Origin of the sequence: Nonomuraea pusilla (assembly GCF_900109355.1) — a bacterium.
Taxonomy (GTDB): domain Bacteria; phylum Actinomycetota; class Actinomycetes; order Streptosporangiales; family Streptosporangiaceae; genus Nonomuraea; species Nonomuraea pusilla.
In genome coordinates, this window is record NZ_FOBF01000013.1 from 33729 (window position 1) to 51536 (window position 17808).

Sequence of the window (17808 nt, forward strand, 5' to 3'; positions counted from 1 at the left end):
CTCCACCGCCCTTGATCAGGAGCCCTCTCAGGTGAGAACGGGTTCGATGACGCCGAACCATCGGTGCAGGGCGGCCCGGAGCTCCTCCGTCTCCGCGGCGTCCGGTCGGGGTGACGCGGACGCCCAGGCCACATAGCAGTCCGGCCGGAGGAGCAGCGCGGTGGGCGCCGAGGCCTGGGGGCGCGCGGTGACGGTGTCGACGTGGTCGCCCCGCAGGGCGAGCGCCTGCGTCAGCGAGGCGTCTTCGGTCAGGTCGAGCAGCAGGGGGCGGGCGGTTCTGGTCAGCTCGGCCAGCCGGACCGGCCCGGCCGGGGTGTCCAGTTCCATGTCGGGGGCGAACCGGCCGACCAGCGGGTGCGCCTGCGTCCCGCCCATGTCGTAGCGGACGTCGGCCCCTGCGACGAGCCCGGCGAGGCGCTGCACGGCGCTCCGGTCACGAAGCAGTTCGGTGAACAGTTCGCGCAGCCCGGCGACGTCGCCGCCGGGCGCTATCAGGGCCGCCTGCGCCTGCGCGTTCATCACCATGCGGTGGGCGGCTCGCCGCCGCTCCGTCTCGTAGCTGTCCAGCAGCGCGGGCGGGGCGCCGCCGCGGAGCACGGCGGCGAGTTTCCAGCCGAGGTTGACCGCGTCCTGCAGGCCGAGGTTGAGCCCCGGCCCTCCCCCCGTGGCGGCGTAGACGTGGGCGGCGTCGCCGATCAGGAACACCCGGCGGTCGGAGAACCGTTCGGCCACCCGGGTGTTGCCGCCGGTCAGCCGGCGTAGCACGTGCGGCCCTTCGCCGCCGGGAGCGCCGAGCGGCACGTCGACGCCGAGCACCCGGCGGATGCTCGTCCGCAGCTCGTCCAGGCTCATGGGGGCGCCGGTCTCGGTCTGGTCCCACTCGGTGGTGCTGACCAGCGGCGGGTGGCCGGGCATCGGCGCGTACGAGAACCCGCCGCGCTCGGTGCGGTGCGGCAGGAACGGCAGGACGGCGCCGTGGCCGGGCACGTTCAGCGCGCCGGTCGCGGGATCGGCCCAGCCCGCCGGGACCGTCGCGTGCGCCGAGCGGACGGTCATCCGGTCGTAGGTGACGCCGGGGAACCCGATGCCGGAGAGCTTGCGGGTGGCGCTGTGCGCTCCGTCGGCGCCGACGAGGTACCTGGCCCGCAGCCGGTACGCCCCGCCGGGACTCGCGACGTCGACGGTGACCAGGTCGTCGTCCTGCGACAGTCCGACGACCTCGTGTCCCCGGCGGATCTCCACGCCCAGTTCGACGGCGCGTTCGTGCAGGACCTGCACGATGCGTCGTTGCGGCACCGGCAGGGCATGGACGGGGCTGTCCTCCAGCAGGCTCAGGTCCAGGCCCATCGCGCCGAACATGAAGTACGCGGAGTTCGGCTGCGGCGGTTCTGGGCTGCCGCTGAGGCGTTCGTGCAGGCCCCGGCGGTCGAGCATGGCCACGACCTGGCCCAGCAGCCCGTTCGCCTTGGCTTCCTGGCTCGGCTCCGGCAGCCGCTCCAGCACCACCGGCCGGACCCCTGCCAGGCTCAGTTCGCAGGCCAGCATCAGCCCGTTCGGGCCGCCGCCGGCGATGACGACATCGGTGATCACGCGTTCTCCTTCTGGTGCGGGCGGTGGCCGGCGAGGGCGGCGAAGGCGGCCTTGGGCTCCCAGGGCATGTCGGGGTAGGTGGCGCCGAGGCGGTCCTCGTAGACCTTGACGATGCCGTAGCTGGCCAGATCCAGGTCCTGGCGGGGGTCGCCGTCGGGGCGGTGCACATGGTCGTACAGCGCGAAGGTGAACACGAAGGCGCTGTCGACGCCGCCGGCTTCGAACGCCTCCAGCAGCTCACGGATGTACGTGGCCTGGCCGGCCTCGTCCCGGGCGTACTCGCCCTTCAGGCGGACGGGGCCGTTCTCGTCGTACTCGACGATCTCCAGGCCGAGAGCGCCCCTGTCGCCGGCGCCCTGGTAACAGGCGGCCCCGAATTCGGTGATCGCGACCGGCTTGCCCTGGGCGACCAGGCCGTGGACGCCTTCGGCGAACCGGTCGGCGATCTCGGCCGACCGGTAGAGGTCCACGGACATGATGTCGAAGGGCGCCCAGTCGACGCGCTCGAGCGGCACGGAGGCGTAGGTCACCCTGCCGCCGAAGCGCTCGCGGACGAGCGCCACGGCCTTGCCGAGGAACTCGTTGACGCGTGCGCCGGCCTCGCCGATCCGCTCGCGTACGAGATGCGGCTGGGTCAGCAGCGCGACCCGCTCGTCGGTGCTCTCACCGGGCAGGAACCCGCGGTTCATCAGGCTCAGCTCCGCGCCGGTGACGAACACCACCTCGGCTCCGCGCCGCCTCAGCCGCTCCGCGCGTTCGGCGCAGTCCGCGAACAGCCTCAGCATCTCCTCGCTGGTCAGTTCGAGCGGGTAGGGGGAGAACCAGACCTCCAGGCCCAGGTCGGCGGCGTACGTCGCCGCCAGCTCGATCCGTTCCGGGTCACCGCCCATGACGCGGACGGCGGTGCAGCGCAGGTCGTCGCGGATGATGCGCAGTTCGCGCCGGACCGTCTCCGGGTCGAAGCGCTTGCGGGAGGTCGTTCCGTTCTTGACGAAGCCGGTGTCATAGCTGATGCCTTTGGCACGCACGCCCTGTTCCTTCTCCCATGCGGAATTTACGGTACTGACCGTACCCTAGTTGCGGGCTGCGCGCGCCGGCAACCACAATGAGAAGGTACGACCGGTACCGCTTCCGGGAGGGGCCATGGCGGGGAACCCGACGCGGCGGCGCGGAGCCGCCCTGGAGGAGGCGATCCTGCACGCCGCCGTGGACGAACTCACCGAGTCCGGATACGCCGGGCTGACCATGGACAAGGTCGCCGCACGCGCCGGCACGAACAAGAACGCCATCTACCGGCGCTGGCCGAACCGGCTGGCGCTCGGCGTCGCCGCCTATCGGCAGCTGGCCACGACCGTCCCGCCCCCGGACACCGGCAGCCTGCGCGGCGACGCCCTGGAGCTGCTGCGCCAGGCCAACCGGCTCTGGAGCTCCCCGCTCGGGGCGATCCTGCGCGAGCTGTTCGCCGCGGCCGGCGGCGCGTCGGAACTCCTCGCGCAGTTGCAGGACCAGTCCGGCAACGCCGCGGCCGCCCCCTGGCTGACCATCCTGGGGCGCGCGGTGGCGCGCGGCGAAGCGGCCCCCGAAGCGCTCCATCCACGGGTCGCGACCGTGGCCATCGTCCTGTTGCGCAACGAGTTCGTCGTGCGTGGGGTCCCTACCGCACCCGACGACGTCCTCGTCGAGATCGTCGACGAGGTGTACCTGCCGCTGGTGCGACGCCGCGGCCCGGCCCCGAGCTGATCTCCCGCGCCGGTCGTGCGACCTGTGTCGCGTGGCGCGGGGTGTTGGTGCGACAGATGTCCCTGGTGCCGGGCGCCGGTGACCGTGGAACCTGTCCCGTGGGTACTCGCGGCAAGGACATGGAAGGCGGGCCATGGAGGCGGTCTTGGCGCTCGCGGGCGCGACGGTGGTCGACGGTACGGGAGCCGGTCCGAGACATGGCAGGGTCGTCGTCGTCGAGGGTGGACGGATCCGCGGGCTGGCCCGGGAGGCTCCGCGAGAAGCGGAGGTCGTCGACCTGACCGGCACGACGCTCATCCCCGGGTTGATCGACGCGCACTCCCACTTCGGGCTGTCCAGCGACATGGACGCCCTCGCCGCGGGGCAGGTGTCGGCGGCGGAGATCGCCGCCGCGATCTTCACCACCGCCGGACGCGCCCTCCGAGAGGGCTTCACCACGGTCCGCGACGTGGGCGGCATCGACGTGGGGGTGGTCCGCGCGATAGCGTCGGGCGCCGTTCTCGGGCCCAGAGTGCTCACCAGCGGGCCGATCCTGTCCCAGACGGGAGGCGGCGGGCACTACGCGCCGGGCTGGGAACCGGTGACCGCCTGGGAGGCGCGTGACCTGCCGGGCCTGCTGGGCTTGAGCCTGCTGGCCGACGGGCCGGACGCGATGCGCCGCGCGGCCCGCGAAGCCTTCCGCCGGGGGGCGGACTTCCTCAAGCTGATGGTGACCGGCGCCGTCCTGGCCAACGGCGACGAGCTGGACCACACCCAGCTCTCCGTCGAGGAGATCGCGGTGGCGGTCGCGGAAGCCAGGGCGCGCAACACCTACGTCACCGTGCACGCGCACAACAACGCCGGCATCCGCAACGCGCTGGAGGCGGGCGCCCTGTGCGTGGAGCACGGCAGCAGGCTCGACGAGGAGACGGCCGCCGCCATGCGGCGCAGCGGGGCGAGCCTGGTGCCGACGCTGTCGGTCGCGCACCAGCTCATCACCTCTCCGGCGGCGGTGGGGCTCCCGCCGGAGATGGCCGGCCGGGCCCGCGTGGTGCTGGAGGGGATGGAGCAGGCGGTCCTGGTCGCGATGGCGGAGGGGGTGGCGATCGGGTCCGGCTCGGACCTGATCGGGCCCGGCCAGGCGCGGCGCGGCGCGGAACTGGTCCTGAAGTCGGCCCTGATGGGCCCGATGGCCGCGCTGGAGTCCGCGACCCGGGTCAACGCGCAGATTCTGGGCCTGGCCGAACAGGTCGGGACGATCGAGCCGGGCAAGGTCGCCGACCTCGTGGCGCTGGACGGCTCACCCCTGGAGGACCCGGAGATCTTCGGCGACCCGGACCGGATCAGGCTCGTCATGCGGGCCGGAAAGACCGTTTCGGGCATCTTGGATCACATGATATAGGTCACTTAAACTCATGGACGTGGTGTGGGACCTGCAGCGCCTCGTGGACGGCCTGGCAGAGCGCTTGCAGCGTTCGGTCGCCGTCGATGACCCCCGCCTGCGGCTGCTCGCCTACAGCGCCCACCACACGACGGTGGATCGTGCCAGGGAGCAGTCGATCCTGCAGCGGCGGGTTCCCGACGAGCTGGTGGACTGGGTCTACCGGCACATGCGGAAGGGGTCGGACGAGCCGTTCTTCCTGCCCTTGCACCTGGAGCTGGGGCTCACGATCGAGCGGCTGTGCGTGCCGATCCGGCACCGCAGGACCCTGCTCGGCTTCCTGTGGATCCTGCTCACCGAGCCGCCGGACGACCGGCTGGCGGAGGTCGCGGGCGATGCCGCGCTGGAGGCCGGCGACGTCCTGTTCCGCGAGAGCTTCCTGGAGGAGATCGCCCGCAGCCGGGAGCGTGAACTGGTCCGTGACCTGTTCAGCCACGACGGTCCCGTGCGCGAGTTCGCGGCGTCCGAGCTGATCGACAACGATCTGTTCTGCGGCGGCGAGGCGACCGTGATGGTCATGGCGGGCCCCCGGCCCGAGGCGCTGCCGGACCACCGCAGAGCCGCCATGGAGCTGGCCCTGCAGCGGACCCGCCGCGAGTTCCCCGCGCGTCACTCGCTGCACCTCGTGCGTCCCGATCACGGTGTGCTGATCGTGGCGCCCGGCGGCACGGCCTGGCCGAGCCGCCGGCTCCCCGACGTGGGTGAGATCCTGCGCAAGCACTACCTCGCGGAGCTCGGGGCGAACCGGCACGACCCGGACGAGCGGGTGTGGGTGGGCATCGGCGTGCTGCAGGGCTCCCTGGTGACGCTGCTCGACTGCTACCAGCAGGCGCAGCGGGCCGTGGACGTGGCCCGCTTCGTCCGCACGCTCGGGACCGTCGTGCGCACCGAGGACCTCGGCGTCTACGGCCTGCTGGCCGAGATCCCCCGCGACCGGCTGCGGCAGGTGGGGCTCCATCGCGGGCTGACCTCGCTGCTCGCCGACGAGGACCCGCAGGTCCGGACCATGGTCGCCACCGTCGAGGCCTACCTGGACAACGCCGGCGAGGCCAAGACGACGGCGGAGCGACTGCGCATCCACCGCGCGTCCCTCTACCACCGGCTGCGCCGCTTCGAGGAGCTGGCCGGTGTCGACCTGCGCAACGGTGACGACCGCCTGGTCGTCCACCTGGGGCTCAAGCTGGCCCGCCTCACCGGCCGCCACCGCTAGCGGTGGCGGGCACGCGTCAGGCCGAGGTCTCCTCCAGCCAGCGGGGATCGCCCGTGGGCACGGCCGCGAGCAGGCTCCGCGTGTAGGGGTGGCCGGCCCGGTCGAGGACCGTCGCGGTGTCCCCTGACTCCACGACCTCTCCCCGGTGCAGGACGGTCACGGTGTCGGCGACCTGCCGCACCACGGCCAGGTCGTGGCTGATGAACAGGAGGCTCTGGCCGCCGGCCTGCAGCGACCGGAACACCTCGAGGATCTGGGCCTGGACGGACACGTCGAGCGCCGCGACCGGTTCGTCGCAGATGAGCAGGCGGGGCCGTACGGCGATGGCCCGCGCGATCGCCACGCGCTGACGCTGGCCGCCGGACAGGTCGCCGGGGCGCTTGGCCGCGTGCTGCGCGGGCAGGCCGACCCGCGCGAGGAGCTCCTCCACGCTCTCGGTGGATTCCCCCTGGCGCAGCGCCTCTTTGAGGGTGAAGCCGATGGAGTGCCGGGGGTTGAGCGAGGAGTAGGGGTCCTGGAAGACGCACTGCACGAGCCGGTGCACGGGGACGCCGGGACGCCTCGGGAACAGGGGCCTACCGGCGATCTCGACGTCGCCGCCGTCCGGCCGTTCCAGGCCAAGGACGCAGCGCGCCAGGGTGGTCTTGCCCGACCCGGAACCGCCCACCACGGCCAGGCTCTCGCCTTCGTGAACGCGCAGGTCCACGCCGCGCAGTGCCTGTACGCCGCCCTGCCCCCGGCCGGGGAGGGGGAACGACTTGGTCAGTCCGGAGACCACCAGCAGGCTCTCGCGGCGCCCGGCACGGGCGGGGCTTTCGCCGCCGGAGCGGGCGGGCGGCCCCAGCGGGATCTCGCCCGCCCGGTGGCAGGCGGACAGCTGCCCGGCGGCGCGGGCGACGGGCAGGGGGCGGCTCGCCGTGCACCGTGGTTCCCGCCAGGCGCAGCGGTCGGCGAAGGCGCACCTGCCGGCGACGGCCGAGGCGGACGGGACACCGCCGGGGAGGGCGGCGAGCGTGCTGCTGCGGTGGTCGAGCGGGGGTTCCGCGGCGAACAGCGCGGCCGTGTAGGGGTGAGCGGGAGCCGCGCGCACCGCGGCGGGCGGGCCGGATTCCACGATCGACCCCGCGTACATCACGAGCAGCTTGTCCGCGAAGGAGAAGGCGACCCGCAGGTCGTGGGTGATGAGCAGCAGCCCCATGCCACGCGCCCGCTGGATGCGCCGGAGGAGGGCCAGCACCCCCCGCTGGGTGGTGGCGTCCAGCGCGGTGGTCGGCTCGTCGGCCACCAGCAGCCGCGGGCCCGCGGCCAGGCAGGCCGCCAGGGCGACCCGCTGCCGCAGCCCCCCGGACAGCTCGAAGGGGTAGCGGTCGGCGACGCGCGCGTCGGTGATGCCGACCTCGGCCAGCCGTTCGGCGATCTCGGCCCGGTCGGGGCGGCCGTGACCGTGGGCGCGCCGGGTCTCCTCCAGGTGGACCCGGATGCGGGCGGTGGGGTTGAGCATCGTGAAGGGGTCCTGCAGCAGCAGCCCGATGCCGCCGCCGCGCAGCGCCCTCGGGCGTCGCCGGGGGTCGAGCTGGATCTCCCTCCCCTCGAAACGGACGCGGCCGGTGGCGGTGAGGCCGGGAGGCAGGAGCGCGGTCAGCGCCCTGGCGGTGAGCGACTTGCCGCTGCCGGACTCGCCGACCAGCGCGACGCATTCGCCGGGCTCGACGGCGAGGTCGACGCCGTCCACGACGATCCGCCCCGCCGAGGTCGAGACCCGCAGGTCGTGAGCTTCCAGGAGCGGGGTCATGTCCGGCTCCTGTCGAGGGCCCGGTCGAGCAGCCGGTCACCGAGGACGGTCATGCTCACCGCGGCGAGCACGATCAGCAGCGCGGGCGTGATGCTCGCCCAGGGGTTGAGGTCCAAGAGCGTCCTGTTCTCGAAGAGCATGCGGCCCCAGTCCGGCGATCCGGCCGGCGATCCGAGGCCGAGGAAGGACAGCGCCGACAGCGACACCAGCGCGTAGACGAAGGTCAGCAGGCAGTTGGCGACGACCGTCGGCGCCACGTTCGGCAGCAGGTGCACGATCGCGATCCGCGTCCTGCGCAGGCCGAGCACCTGGGCGGCCTCCAGGTAGGGCAGGCCGCGCTGGGCGAGCACCACGCCCCGCACCACCCGCGTGTCCGCCGGGATCGCGAGCACGGTCAGCGTGACCAGGGCCATCGGGTACCCGCCTCCGATCACGCCCACCACCACGATGGTGAGGAGGCCCACCGGCAGCGAGTGGGCGAAGTCGGCGCACCGCATCACGACCGCGTCCGCCCAGCCGCCGCGGTAGCCGGCGAGCAGGCCGAGCGCGGTCGCGATGAGCGTGGTCGCGAGCGCGACCGCCAGCGGGCCGACGATCGCGTCCTGGGTGCCGGCCAGCAGCCGGGACAGGATGTCGCGGCCGAGTTCGTCGGTGCCCAGCGGATGCCCGGCCCCCGGGCCCAGCGCGGACGCGGCGAGGTCTCCCCGCTGCGGGTCCGCGGGCGCGAGCCTGCCGCCCGCCACGATGAGGACGGCGAAGACGCCCACCGTCACCAGGGAGGCCGCAGCGGCGAGATCACCGGCGCGGGCCCTCACGACGCCGCCTGGCGCAGCCGCGGGTCGAGCGCCAGGTAGGCGAGGTCGACCAGCAGGTTGACGGCGATGACGGCGGCCGCCGCGCTCAGCGCGACGCCCTGGACCACGGGCACGTCCTTGTTGGAGACCGACTCCATGACGAGCGCGCCGACGCCGGGCAGCGAGAACGTCACCTCTACCAGCACTGCGCCGGTCATCGCGTAGGCGAGCACCAGCCCGACCGAGGTGGTGACGGGCACCGCGGTGTTCCGCAGCGCGTACCGCCGCCAGATGACCCGGCCCGGCAGCCCGCGCGCCCGTGCGAAGGTCAGGTGGTCGCGCGAGACCACGTCGATGGCCGCGGCCCTGGTCTGCCGGGTGACGAGCGCGATCTGCGACAGGGCGAGCGCCACGGCGGGCAGGGTGAGGTGGCGGACGCGGTCCCAGCCCTCCTCCCCCGCGCCGAAGACGGGGAACCAGCCGAGCCGTACGCCGAAGACGTAGAGCAGCAGGACGCCGACGGCGAAGCTGGGCGCGCTGACGGCCAGCACCGCTCCCGCGGAGACGGCGTGGTCCGCCGCCCCGTCACGGCGGGCGGCGGCCAGCAGCCCCAGGGGCACGCCGAGCAGCACGATGAGCAGCGTCGCGTAGAGCCCCAGCTCCAGCGTGATGGACAGCCTCTCGGCGATCCTCGCGGCGACGGGTTCGCCGGTCTGGACGGAGACGCCCATGTCCCCGCGGAGGACGCCGCCGAGCCAGTGGCCGTACTGCACCAGGAAGGGCTGGTCCAGGTGGTACCTGTGGCGGATGGCGTCCAGTGCCTCCGCGGTGGCGGGACGGGGGCCGAGCAGCGCTCGCTCGGTGGATCCCGGGCTGAGCGCGAGCAGGCCGAAGACGGCCAGCGAGACGGCCAGCAGCAGCAGCGCCGAGACGGGCAGGCGCCGGGCGAGCAGGCGGAGCGCCGGTCTCATCGGGCCGCCGGCTTGATCAGAGGCGCCCACTGCTGGGAGAAGTTGCACCAGATGGTGTAGGCGCCGTCGAAGACGAGCCTGCGGTTCAGCGCCAGGCCGATGTCGGTGTAGAAGAGCGGGGCGTACGGCTGCTGCTCGGCCAGGATCGACATGAGGCGCTTGACCCCTTCGACCCGCTCGTCCCGGTCCGCGGTGCGCTGCCGGCTGAGGAGTCGCTCGATCTCGGGCGTGGTGAAGCCGGAGGTGTTGAACCCGCTCTTGGCCTGCTCGTCGCCGAGCACGAGGGCGGGGATGCCGGCCGGGTCGGGGTACTCGGGGGTGTAGGGGATGATCTGCATGCCGAGCTGCCGGTGACCGTACAGCTTGGCCAGGTACTCCTGGAAGGGGACCTGCTGCGGCGTCAGCGTGATGCCGAGCGGCTTGAGGTTCTGCTGCAGGCTCTGCAGGACGTCACCCAGCCACTTCATGGACGCGGGGTAGGGCACCGTCACCTGGAAGCCCCGCGGGTGGCTGGAGCGTGCCAGCTCGGCCTTGGCCTCGGCCGGGTCGTGGCGCGGGTCGGGCAGCCCGTCGTAGACGGAGCGCACCTGATCGGCGGACGCCAGCTCGCCCCAGCTCTCCGGGGGCGTGATGCTCCTGGAGACGCGTGCCTTCCCGCCGAAGAGCGCCGCGGTGAGCCCGCCGCGATCGACGGACAGCGAGACGGCTCTGCGTACGTGCACGTCGTCGAAGGGCGCCGAGGTGACGTCGAAGGAGAGGTAGACCGTCTGCGGCGAGGGCACCCACTGCACCTTGAGCCTGTCGCCGTCACGCCAGCGCCGCGACTGCGAGGGGTCGGACAGGAAGGTGCCGTCGACCGACCCCGACTGCACGGCCAGCCTGAGCGTCTCGGGGTCGCTGACCACCTTGAACTCCAGCCGGGCCACCGCGGGCCTGGCGCCCCACCAGGACGGGTTGCGCACCAGGACCGCTCCGGTCGCGGGCGAGAAGGACTCCACCCGGTACGGGCCGCTGCCCATGGTGCGTCCCTGCGGCGTGCCGAGGTTCTCGGGGTGGGCGGTGGCGTAGGCCTGCTGCATGACCTGGCCGGCCAGCGCGGGGACGTACCGGAAGTACGGGTCGGGCCTGCTGAGCTTCACCGTCACCGTGTCGGCGGCGGTGGCCGTGACGCTGCGCACCGCGCCGAAGTAGGTGGCGAACTCGCTGGCGACGCCCTTGTCCGTGTGCCTGTGCAGGGAGAACGCGGCGTCCTGCGCGGTGACGGGCCTGCCGTCCCAGAACCTCGCGTCGGTGCGGATCCGGTACACGTAGGTCAGCGGATCCGGCCGGCTCCACGAGGTGGCCAGCCCGGGGACGAGCCGTCCGGCGGCGTCCAGGTAGAGCAGCGAGTCGTAGATCTGCTGGTAGACGAGGGCGGATTTGCCGTCGTAGGCGTGGGCGGGATCGAGGCTGCGCGGGCCGCTGTCGATGGCCCACGTCACCTTGGCGACCTCGCCGGCCGCCGCGGCGGGGCCGGAGGAAGCGGCTGGTCCGCTCCCGCAGGCCGTGGCGGGCAGCAAGGTCGACAGCGTGGCGACAAGCAGGAGACGTCTGGATCGTTGGTTCATGGCTCGCTCCGGGCCGGTGGCACTTGGGGAGAACGTAGAAGCTGGACGGGTGGCCGGACGAGCGACGGATGTCGGGTCGTGCGGCCGTCCCAGGCGACACATGTCGCGCCGCTCAGCCGAGGATCCGGGCCTTTCCGTAGCCGCCGCCGAGCAGGCTCCCCCGGGCGAAACGGGCGGGAGAGAACTGCTCCAGGGCGGGATCGCCGGGCTCGCCGGTGAGGAGATCGGCCACGTGCGCGCCGAGCGCCGGCGCCCATTTGAAGCCGTGCCCGGCGGTCCCTGCGACGATCGTCACCCGGTCGGCGACCTCGCCGATCACCGGCTGCCAGTCGGGGGCCACGTCGTAGAGCGCGGCGTAGCCCGAGGTCGCCGTGGCCTCGGCCAGTCGCGGCACGCGGCGCACCGCCGGCTCCACGACGCGCAGATGCTCCTCCGGCCACAGCTCGCTCTCGTAGCGGTCCGGATCGGCCGCGGGCTCCTCCCACAGCGTGCCGACCAGGAACTGGCCGGCGTGCTCCGGCTTGGCGTAGATCCCGTCCGGTATCGAGGCCCACACGTAGGGCAGGGGCTCCGCGCCGCCCCAGCCGAACGTGGCGACGATGTGCCGCTCGGCGTGCAGCGGCAGCACCACGCCGACGCGTGCCAGCAGCTCGCCGGTCCACGGTCCTGCGGCCAGCAGCACCCTCTCGGCGGTCACGTGCTCGCCTCCCGCGGTCCGCAGGCGCACGGCCTTCCCGCTCGGTTCGACGGCCACCACCGGGCAGTCGCTGCGCACCTGGGCTCCCAGTTGCCTGGCGCGCTCCAGCATGCCGAGCGTGGTGCCGACGGGGTCGGCGTGGCCGGCGTCCGGCTCCCACGCGCCCCAGCCGATCCCCGCCAGGTCGAAGCCCGGGAAGTCCGCCGCCACGCCGGAGGCGGGTATCAGCTCCGTCCTGATGCCCTGCGCGTCGAGGCGCTCGACCGTGCGGCGCATCTGCGGGCCGTCCTCCTCCGCGTGCAGGAAGAGCGCGCCGGTCGTCACGAATCCCGCCTGGCCGCCGTGCGTCCAGTCGGTGAAGCCGTGGAACAGGTCGATCGAGTCGCGGGTGAGCCGGGCGAGGAACTCGTTGACGTAGTATCCCCGCACGACCGCGCTGGACTGCCCGGTCGGTCCCGACGCGGGGGTGGCGCGTTCCAGCACGACCACCCTGGCTCCCCGCGCGGCCACGTGCATCGCGGCGCTGGCGCCGTGCACGCCCGCCCCGATGATCGCGACGTCGTACGCCGCCATGTCGACCCCCTCACCGGTTGGTTTCCTGGCTCGACGCTAGAGATCGGGTGGGCGGGGTGTCGCGCGACCGATGTCGCGCAGGATCGTCAAATTTCTCATCACATGTCGGGCGAAGTGCGGGCGACTCGCCGCCTACCGTGACCGGCATGCTGACGATCCTCGTTCCCGTCAAGGACGTGTCGATCCACCTCCGGGTCAAAGAGGGCCGCCTCACCAGGCAGGGAGTGCCACGCAGGCTCGACAGCCTGCACGAGACCCCGCTGGAGTGGGCCCGCCGGGCGCGCGAGTCCGGCCTGGCGGCACGCGTCGTCGCGATGACGCTGGGGCCCGCGGGCGCCGCCGACGCGCTGCGCCGCACGCTCGCGCTGGGCGCCGACGAGGCGATCCTGGTCAGCGACCACGCCTTCGAAGGGGCCGACGTACGCACCACCGCCCGGGTGATCGCCGCCGTCGCCGGCCGGGTGGGCGCGGGCCTGGTCGCCTGCGGATACGAGAGCGCGGACGGCTCGTCCGGCGCGGTGCCGGGCGCGGTCGCCGGGTCGCTCGGCTGGCCGCTGCTGAGCAGAGCGGGCCTGGCCACGGTGGACGGCACGTCCCTGACCGTGACCAGGGACCTCGGGAGCGGGCCCGAGCGCGCGGCGGCACCGCTACCCGCCGTCGTGTCCTTCGTCGAGGGCGCCATCGAGCCGCGCGTCCCGACCCTCCGCGAGATCATGGCCGTCCGCTCCGCCGGAATCGTGACCCTTTCCTCCGCGGATGTGGGAGTACGGCCCGCCGCCGCCAACGCCGTGGACACCGGTGTGACAGCCGCGCCCGCGTCCCGGAGGACTCCCACCGTCCTCGGGTTCGACGACGGCGTGGACAGCCTGGTCGCCCTCCTGTCCGGGGCGGGCAGCGATGCCTGAGCCCGAGGTGACCGTGGTGGCCTCCGACGTGGCCACCGCCCGCCGCCTGCTCGGCGTCGTGCAGCCGGGTACGCCCACCCGCGCCGTCCTGCTCGGCGACGCGGGAGACGCGGCGGGGCTGCCCGCCGGCCGCGTCGTCCTCGCGCCCGGGCTGGCCGGGCAGGACCCGGCCGCCGTCGGCCCCGGGGTGGCCGCCCTGGTCGCCGGCGCGGGCGCGGTGCTCCTGGATTCGACGCAGCCGGGCAGGGACCTGGCGGGATGGCTCTCCGCCACCGCGGACCTGCCGCTGGTGTGGCAGGTGGACGCGCTCCGCCGTACGCCCGACGGCGGGATCGAGGTCGAGCGCGCCGTCATGGGCGGCAGCCACCGCCTCACCCAGCGCGTACCCCCGGGACAGCCCGTGATCGTCCTGGCCAGGCCACTGCCGGTGGAGGTGGAGCCGGGGCGTCCGGTCGTGGAGCGCTCGGCGCTGTCCTCAGGGCCCTCCGCCCTGGAGATCGTGCCGCTCGACCCGGCGGCGGGCGGCGCGTCGCGACTGGCCGGAGCGCGCGTGGTCGTGAGCGTGGGACGCGGGATCGGAGGACGGGACCAGCTCGGCCGCTACCAGCGGCTCGCCGACGTGACCGGCGCCGCGCTCGGCGCCTCCCGCGCCGCCGTGGACAGCGGCTGGCTTCCCTTCTCCCACCAGGTGGGGCAGACAGGCGCGACGGTCGCGCCGGATCTCTACCTGGCGTTCGGGATCTCGGGCGCGGTGCAGCACCTGGCCGGCATGCGGGCGAGCAAACGGGTCGTCGCCGTCAACACCGACCCCGACGCGCCGATCTCCCGGCTGGCCGACCTGGTGATCGTCGCCGACGCGGGCGCGGTCGCCGACGAACTGCTGCGACGGCTGGAAGAGGGGAGATAGCGCATGGAACAGGTCATCTGGCTACCCGGTGACCGCGTGTGCCTCGTCGGCGACGGGGTGCTGCGCCTGGTCGAGGGCGGTGCCGCACGCCCGGGGATCGACGTCGGCGGGTTGCCGGGCAGCCCGGTCGCCGGTGAGGACGGCAGGCTGGAGTTCCTCGACGCCGAGGCGGGCCGGTGTGCCCTGCTGGACCCGGCCACCGGGCGGATCGAGGAGCTCGACCGGCGGGCGGCAGGGGAACGCGCGCGGCGGCGACCCCGCAGGATCGGCTCCGGGTCGCTCGCGGGCGATCCGGAGGTGGCGGAGGTCCTCGACCCTGGGCGGCGGCTGGCGCTGGGCGTGAACGGGCCCGATCTCAGCCTGCGCGACCTGACGGACGACCGGGTCCGGCCGCTGACGGCGACCGGCGACGCGGAGCAGCCGTGGCAGGTCGAGGGGGCGTGCTGGTCGCCTGACGGCACCCGGGTCGCGGCCCTCAGGACGGACCTCGCCGGCGTGCGCCGCGCGCCGGTCGTGCACTGGCTGGGACCCTGGGAGGAGATCGAGTGGGTCCCGTTCACCCGCAGCGGCGGACCGCTGCCGCAACTCCACCCGTATCTCGTCGAGGTGGCGACGGGTGAGGCGCGCCCGGTCGACGTCGGCACGGAACCCGACCGGTTCGTCGCGTTCCTCGGCTTCCGCGGCGCCGCCCTGTACCTGATCACGATCAACCGGGCCCGTAACCACCTCAGGCTGCTCAGCGCCCGGCCGGACGGGACCACCACGACGCTGTTCGAGGAGCGGCAGGAGACGTTCCTGCCGTCGGCGTTCGGGATGGCCCTGGACATGGTGACGCTGCTGCCCGGCTCGGGACGCTTCGTCGTCAGGTCGGAACGCTCCGGCCTCGCCCGGCTCTACCTCTACTCCGCCGACGGCCGGACCTGCACGCCGCTCACCGACGGCCTGGACCTGCCGGTCGCCGGGGTCGACCTGGACTACCCCGAGCAGGCGCCGGAGACCCCTGAGCAGGGCGTCGTCGCCGTGGACGAGGCGCGCGAGCTCCTCTACTTCAAGGCCGCCGCCGACGAACGCCGCCCCTACGACCGGCACCTCTACCGGGTCGGGCTGGACGGAACGGGCCTGTGCCGGCTGACCGGCGAGGACGGCCAGCACGACATCGCGTTCAGCCCGTCGCGGTGCTGCTACCTCGACACGCACAGCGCCATCGGCCGCGCGCGCACGGTCAGCCTGCACGCCGCTCCGTCCGGGGAGCTCATCTCGACCCTGGCGGAGTCCGGCACGGTTGCCGACACGGGAGCGCAGAGGTTCACGGCGGTCGCGGCGGACGGGCGGACGGAGATCCACGGGCTGCTCTTCCTGCCGCCCGATCTCGACGAGACCCGGTCGTACCCGGTCATCGACCTCATCTACGGCGGCCCGCAGGAGACCCGGGTGCCCCGCCGCCCCGACTCCGCGCGCGTCGCGACCGCCCTGTCGCTGAGCGCGCTCGGCTTCGCCTGCGTGATCGTCGACGGGCGCGGCACTCCCGGGCGCTCCAAGGCCTTCCACGACACCGTGTACGGGCGCTTCGGGCAGCACGAGATCCCCGACCACGTCGCGGCGGTCCGGCAGGCCGCCGCCACCCGGCCCTACCTCGACCTGGACCGGGTCGGGATCTTCGGGCACTCGTGGGGCGGGTACATGGCGCTGCGTGGGATGGTGACCGCCCCCGAGTTCTACCGGGCGGGGGTCGCGGCCATGCCCGTGGCCGACCTCGACGACCACCTGGCGATGGCGATCGAGCCCTACATGGGGTCGCCGCGCGACAACCCGGACGGGTACGCGGCCGCGTCGAGCCTCCGCCTGGTGGACCGGCTGCGCGGGCGCCTGTGCGTCATCGCGGGCACCAGCGACGTCAACGCCACCTTCTCGGCGACCGTCAAGCTCATCGACGCCCTGGTGAAGGCGGGCAAACGGTACGACCTGGTGCTGCTGCCCGAGGTCGACCACCACCCGCGCGGCCCCGCCCGCGACTACTACGACGCGGCCGTGCGGCGCTTCTTCCTGGAAACCCTGCGCCCCGAGGAGCACGAAGCGTGCCACGGCTCGGACTGACCGCCGCGATCCTGCTCGCCGCCTCTCTCGTGCCGGTGCGAGCCGACGCCGCGGCGGGCCCACGCCTCGAAGGCCTCTGGCGGACGGAAGGCTACGGCCTGGTGCTGTCCGTCGAGGGCTCCACGGTCACGCTGCTGCAGACCACCGCGATCAGCTGCCTCCGTCTCGACCAGGGCGAACGCGTCGCTCCGTCCACGTATCGGCTGAGCGACGGCACCACCACGATCAGTCTCCGGGTGGACCGCGGGCGTCCGGGCCGGGGGATCATGCGCGCCGGCGGTTCCACCGGCTACCGGAGCATGACCAGGCTCCGCGCGCTGCCCGAGCCGTGCGGCCGCAAGCAGCCGTCCGGCCCCCTGGGAACCTTCGACGTGTTCTGGCAGACGTTCGCGGAGAACTACCCGTTCTTCCGGCGACGCCACATCGACTGGGCCGCCGCGCGACAGCGCTACCGGCCGCTGGTGACCGAGAAGACGCTGTTCGGCATCCTGCGCGACATGATCAGGCCGCTGCACGACGCGCACACCGCCGTCATCGCCGGCGACCGCGTCTTCATGGGGCAGCGGCCAGGCACCCGGAACACCACGGTGGCGTTCGGCGCCCGGACCAAGGCCTACATCCAGCGCCGCGACCTTCACGGCGCGGGGCGTGACCACGCGGCCGGGCAGCTCACCTACGCCGACCTGCCGGACGGGCTCGGCTACCTGCGGGTGGCCGGGTTCTACGGGTACACCGACGGCGAGGATCTCGACTACCCGGCCGATCGCCGGGCGCTCACCAGGGCGCTCGACGCCATCCTCACCCCGGGACGCGCCCCTCGCGGCCTGGTCATCGACGTGCGGTTCAACCCCGGCGGTTTCGACGCCCTCGCCCTGCAGCTCGCCTCCCGGTTGACGGCCAGGCCGTACGTCGCCTACAGCAAGCGCGCCCGCGACGACCCGCGCGACCCGACGAGCTTCACCCCTCCTCAACCGATCACCGTCACGCCCGCTCGGGCTCATCGCTACACAGGACCGATCGCGCTGCTCACGTCCGGGACCACCAACAGCGCGGGCGAGACCTTCACCCAGGCTCTGATGGACAGGCCTGGCGGGGTCGTCCGGATCGGGCAGAACACGCAAGGGGTCTTCTCCGACGTGATGGAGTGTCCGCTGCCCAACGGATGGACCTTCTGGGTACCGAACGAGGAGTACCTGACCCGGGAGGGCACGACCTTCGACGGGACCGGCATCCCTCCGGACCTGCGCACGCCGGTCTTCACCCCGGCGGAGTTCGCCGAGGGCCGCGACTCCGCCTTCGACCGGGCGGTCGCCGTCCTTTCGAAGCGTGCGCCGAGCGATCACGGCGCTCGGGAGGTTCATGCCGGAGGGCCGTCGAGCGCCGCCTGGGCGCGGAACTGAAGGTCAGCCAGTGCTTTCCACCGGGAGATCGTGGCGGCCTCCGGCAACAGCCTGCTGCTGTCGGTGTGGGAGTCACTGGGCATCGAGGTGTGGACCCATCACGACCAC

14 protein-coding genes and 1 pseudogene are annotated in these 17808 nt (G+C 73.4%); 8 read left to right on the forward strand and 7 right to left on the reverse strand.

Annotated elements, in window-relative coordinates:
* Positions 1–27: 27 nt before the first annotated feature.
* Together BMX74_RS25325 and BMX74_RS25330 are read right to left on the reverse strand one after the other, a co-directional pair.
* On the reverse strand, positions 28–1590 hold the full coding sequence (locus tag BMX74_RS25325) for an FAD-dependent oxidoreductase (protein ID WP_091103226.1): 1563 nt from the start codon (positions 1588–1590) through the stop codon (positions 28–30).
* Positions 1587–2618 carry a hypothetical protein gene (locus BMX74_RS25330; protein ID WP_091103228.1) on the reverse strand — a complete coding sequence of 344 codons (1032 nt, stop codon included), beginning with the start codon at positions 2616–2618 and terminating at the stop codon, positions 1587–1589. The genes BMX74_RS25325 and BMX74_RS25330 overlap by 4 nt, the downstream gene beginning before the upstream one ends.
* A 115-nt stretch (positions 2619–2733) precedes the next feature.
* Here BMX74_RS25330 and BMX74_RS25335 point away from each other — a divergent pair, with 115 nt between their 5' ends.
* The 3 genes from BMX74_RS25335 (at position 2734) to BMX74_RS25345 (ending at position 5960) form a co-directional block, all read left to right on the forward strand.
* A complete protein-coding gene (locus BMX74_RS25335) occupies positions 2734–3330 on the forward strand; it encodes a TetR/AcrR family transcriptional regulator (protein WP_055502086.1) in 597 nt (198 codons plus the stop codon).
* Positions 3331–3463: 133 nt separating this feature from the next.
* Positions 3464–4711 carry a metal-dependent hydrolase family protein gene (locus BMX74_RS25340; protein WP_091103229.1) on the forward strand — a complete coding sequence of 416 codons (1248 nt, stop codon included), beginning with the start codon at positions 3464–3466 and terminating at the stop codon, positions 4709–4711.
* Between the two features lie 13 nt (positions 4712–4724).
* The gene (locus tag BMX74_RS25345; protein WP_091103231.1) at positions 4725–5960 is read left to right on the forward strand and encodes a PucR family transcriptional regulator; all 1236 of its coding nucleotides are present in this window, start codon (positions 4725–4727) and stop codon (positions 5958–5960) included.
* Positions 5961–5976: 16 nt separating this feature from the next.
* Here the strand turns inward: BMX74_RS25345 and BMX74_RS25350 are convergent, their stop codons facing one another.
* The 5 genes from BMX74_RS25350 to BMX74_RS25370 form a co-directional block, all read right to left on the reverse strand.
* The gene (locus tag BMX74_RS25350) at positions 5977–7752 is read right to left on the reverse strand and encodes an ABC transporter ATP-binding protein (RefSeq protein WP_055502089.1); all 1776 of its coding nucleotides are present in this window, start codon (positions 7750–7752) and stop codon (positions 5977–5979) included.
* Positions 7749–8567 carry an ABC transporter permease gene (locus BMX74_RS25355; RefSeq protein WP_063791965.1) on the reverse strand — a complete coding sequence of 273 codons (819 nt, stop codon included), beginning with the start codon at positions 8565–8567 and terminating at the stop codon, positions 7749–7751. Before BMX74_RS25355 ends, BMX74_RS25350 begins: the two co-directional genes overlap by 4 nt.
* A complete protein-coding gene (locus BMX74_RS25360; RefSeq protein ID WP_055502090.1) occupies positions 8564–9517 on the reverse strand; it encodes an ABC transporter permease in 954 nt (317 codons plus the stop codon). Before BMX74_RS25360 ends, BMX74_RS25355 begins: the two co-directional genes overlap by 4 nt.
* A complete protein-coding gene (locus BMX74_RS25365; RefSeq protein ID WP_177227511.1) occupies positions 9514–11124 on the reverse strand; it encodes an ABC transporter substrate-binding protein in 1611 nt (536 codons plus the stop codon). Before BMX74_RS25365 ends, BMX74_RS25360 begins: the two co-directional genes overlap by 4 nt.
* Positions 11125–11236: 112 nt before the next feature.
* Entirely contained in the window at positions 11237–12394 is a 1158-nt protein-coding gene (locus tag BMX74_RS25370; RefSeq protein WP_055502092.1) for an NAD(P)/FAD-dependent oxidoreductase, read from the reverse strand.
* Between the two features lie 146 nt (positions 12395–12540).
* Between BMX74_RS25370 and BMX74_RS25375 the strand changes: the two genes are divergently transcribed.
* The 5 genes and pseudogenes from BMX74_RS25375 to BMX74_RS46705 all read left to right on the forward strand — a co-directional run.
* Complete coding sequence (locus tag BMX74_RS25375; RefSeq protein ID WP_143078760.1) at positions 12541–13299, forward strand: electron transfer flavoprotein subunit beta/FixA family protein; 759 nt, start codon at positions 12541–12543, stop codon at positions 13297–13299.
* Complete coding sequence (locus BMX74_RS25380) at positions 13292–14206, forward strand: electron transfer flavoprotein subunit alpha/FixB family protein (RefSeq protein ID WP_055502094.1); 915 nt, start codon at positions 13292–13294, stop codon at positions 14204–14206. The genes BMX74_RS25375 and BMX74_RS25380 overlap by 8 nt, the downstream gene beginning before the upstream one ends.
* Before the next feature lie 3 nt (positions 14207–14209).
* Positions 14210–16300 (forward strand): S9 family peptidase, encoded by a 2091-nt coding sequence (locus BMX74_RS25385; protein WP_091103235.1) that lies wholly within the window; start codon positions 14210–14212, stop codon positions 16298–16300.
* Complete coding sequence (locus tag BMX74_RS25390) at positions 16282–17700, forward strand: S41 family peptidase (protein ID WP_218154044.1); 1419 nt, start codon at positions 16282–16284, stop codon at positions 17698–17700. Before BMX74_RS25385 ends, BMX74_RS25390 begins: the two co-directional genes overlap by 19 nt.
* Positions 17701–17796 (forward strand): annotated as a pseudogene (locus BMX74_RS46705) (GntR family transcriptional regulator); the annotation flags it as partial. It lies immediately after the preceding gene.
* Between the last annotated feature and the right edge of the window lie 12 nt (positions 17797–17808).

Coding starts and splice junctions, on each gene's coding strand:
- BMX74_RS25335 (WP_055502086.1), top strand. CDS start 2,734: ATGGCGGGGAACCCGACGCGGCGGCGCGGAGCCGCCCTGGAGGAGGCG.
- BMX74_RS25340 (WP_091103229.1), top strand. CDS start 3,464: ATGGAGGCGGTCTTGGCGCTCGCGGGCGCGACGGTGGTCGACGGTACG.
- BMX74_RS25345 (WP_091103231.1), top strand. CDS start 4,725: ATGGACGTGGTGTGGGACCTGCAGCGCCTCGTGGACGGCCTGGCAGAG.
- BMX74_RS25350 (WP_055502089.1), bottom strand. CDS start 7,752: ATGACCCCGCTCCTGGAAGCTCACGACCTGCGGGTCTCGACCTCGGCG.
- BMX74_RS25360 (WP_055502090.1), bottom strand. CDS start 9,517: ATGAGACCGGCGCTCCGCCTGCTCGCCCGGCGCCTGCCCGTCTCGGCG.
- BMX74_RS25365 (WP_177227511.1), bottom strand. CDS start 11,124: ATGAACCAACGATCCAGACGTCTCCTGCTTGTCGCCACGCTGTCGACC.
- BMX74_RS25370 (WP_055502092.1), bottom strand. CDS start 12,394: ATGGCGGCGTACGACGTCGCGATCATCGGGGCGGGCGTGCACGGCGCC.
- BMX74_RS25375 (WP_143078760.1), top strand. CDS start 12,541: ATGCTGACGATCCTCGTTCCCGTCAAGGACGTGTCGATCCACCTCCGG.
- BMX74_RS25380 (WP_055502094.1), top strand. CDS start 13,292: ATGCCTGAGCCCGAGGTGACCGTGGTGGCCTCCGACGTGGCCACCGCC.
- BMX74_RS25385 (WP_091103235.1), top strand. CDS start 14,210: ATGGAACAGGTCATCTGGCTACCCGGTGACCGCGTGTGCCTCGTCGGC.